A 1,721-nucleotide genomic window follows, 5' to 3' on the forward strand; every position below is an offset into this window, starting at 1 on the left:
GGGCACCGAGCGCCGCCCGGCACGCGCCGGCGACGGCGTCAGCCCGATCGTCATCACCGGCAACGACCTCGCCGCGGCCTGGGCGATCGACCGCCGCGGCGACCCGCTCTACCCGGTGGTCGGCGGCGACCAGCGCCAGCGCGAGATGGCCTTCCGCGGCGGCGTCAACATCGTGATCTACACGCTGACCGGCAACTACAAGGCGGACCAGGTCCACGTGCCGGCCCTGCTGGAGCGGCTGGGGCAGTGACGATCCCGACACATACCGACACATTGGACGTGGTCGCGGGTCTCTTCTCCCAGGGGGAGAAGGACAGGATGAGGGGCGTGACCCCTCCGGTCAGGTCACGCCCCTCACCCCAGCCCTCTCCCCATGGGAGAGGGGGCCACGCGGCGCTTCCCGCGCGCAACCGGATCACGAAGGCTCTCCCGTCATGCTGAGCCTCAGCTTTACGCCGCTGCTGCCCTGGCCCGTGCTGGCGGTCTTCGCCGTGATCGTGGCGCTGTTTTCCGTGCTCGCCTTCCTGGCGCGGGGACGCACCGCCGTCCTGCGGGCGCTGGCGCTCGGGCTGGTGCTCGCGGCGCTCGCGAACCCCGCCCTGGTGCGCGAGGATCGCGAGCCGGTGAAGGACATCGCCGCGGTGATCGTCGACCGATCCGGGTCTCAGGCGCTCGGCGACCGGCCGGCGGCGACCGACCAGGTCAGGGCCGAATTGCAGCGTCGCTTCGGTGCGCTGACGAACATCGAGCCGCGCTTCATCGACGTGCCGGACGCCGCCGGCGACGACGGCACCAAGCTTTTCGCCGCCGTGGGCCAGGCGCTCGCCGACGTGCCGCCTGAGCGGTTGGCCGGCGTGGTGATGCTCACTGACGGCGTCGTGCACGACATCCCGGCCTCGCTCGCGGCCCTCGGGATCAAGGCGCCGCTGCACGTGCTCGTCACCGGGCACCCGGACGAGCGCGACCGGCAGATCAAGCTCCTGGAGGCGCCCCGCTTCGGCATCGTCGGCAAGGACCTCACGATCCGCGCCGAGGTGATGGAGCGCGGCGGCACCGGCTCGGCCGTCGTCGCCCTGCGCCGCGACGGCGAGGAGATCGGGCGCCGCACCGTGCCGACGGACAAGCCGTTCGACCTCGCGCTGAAGATCGAGCATGGCGGCCCGAACGTCGTCGAGATCGAGGTCGAGCCGTTGCCGGGCGAGCTGACCACGGTCAACAACCGCGCCGTGCTCCCCATCGAGGGCATCCGCGAGAAGCTGCGGGTGCTGCTGGTCTCCGGCGAGCCGCACCAGGGCGAGCGCACCTGGCGCAACCTGCTGAAATCGGACGCCAACGTCGACCTCGTGCACTTCACCATCCTGCGGCCGCCGGAGAAGCAGGACGGCACGCCGATCTCCGAGCTGTCGCTGATCGCCTTCCCGACGCGCGAGCTGTTCGTCCAGAAGATCAAGGACTTCGACCTGATCATCTTCGACCGCTACGCCAACCAGAGCGTGCTGCCCTCGGCGTATTTCGACAACATCACCCGCTACGTCCGCGAGGGCGGCGCGCTCCTGATCGCCGCCGGCCCGGAATTCGCCGGCCCGGCGAGCCTCGCGCGCACGCGGCTTTCCGGCATCCTGCCGGGCGACCCGAACGGGCGCGTGGTCGAGCAGCCCTACAAGCCGACGGCGACGGCGACAGGCAACCGCCATCCGGTGACGCGGGCGCTGCCCGGCGGA

1 protein-coding gene and 1 pseudogene are annotated in these 1,721 nt (G+C 71.4%); both read left to right on the top strand.

The window, feature by feature from the left end; genetic code table 11:
* Positions 1-250: DUF4159 domain-containing protein (locus FV222_RS25110; RefSeq protein ID WP_147815917.1), on the top strand; the 250-nt coding region annotated here is incomplete at its 5' end.
* Between the two features lie 184 nt (positions 251-434).
* Positions 435-1,721 (top strand): annotated as a pseudogene (locus tag FV222_RS25115) (hypothetical protein); the annotation flags it as partial.

The sequence above is a fragment of the Methylobacterium sp. WL103 genome (genome assembly GCF_008039885.1).
GTDB lineage: Bacteria > Pseudomonadota > Alphaproteobacteria > Rhizobiales > Beijerinckiaceae > Methylobacterium > Methylobacterium cerastii.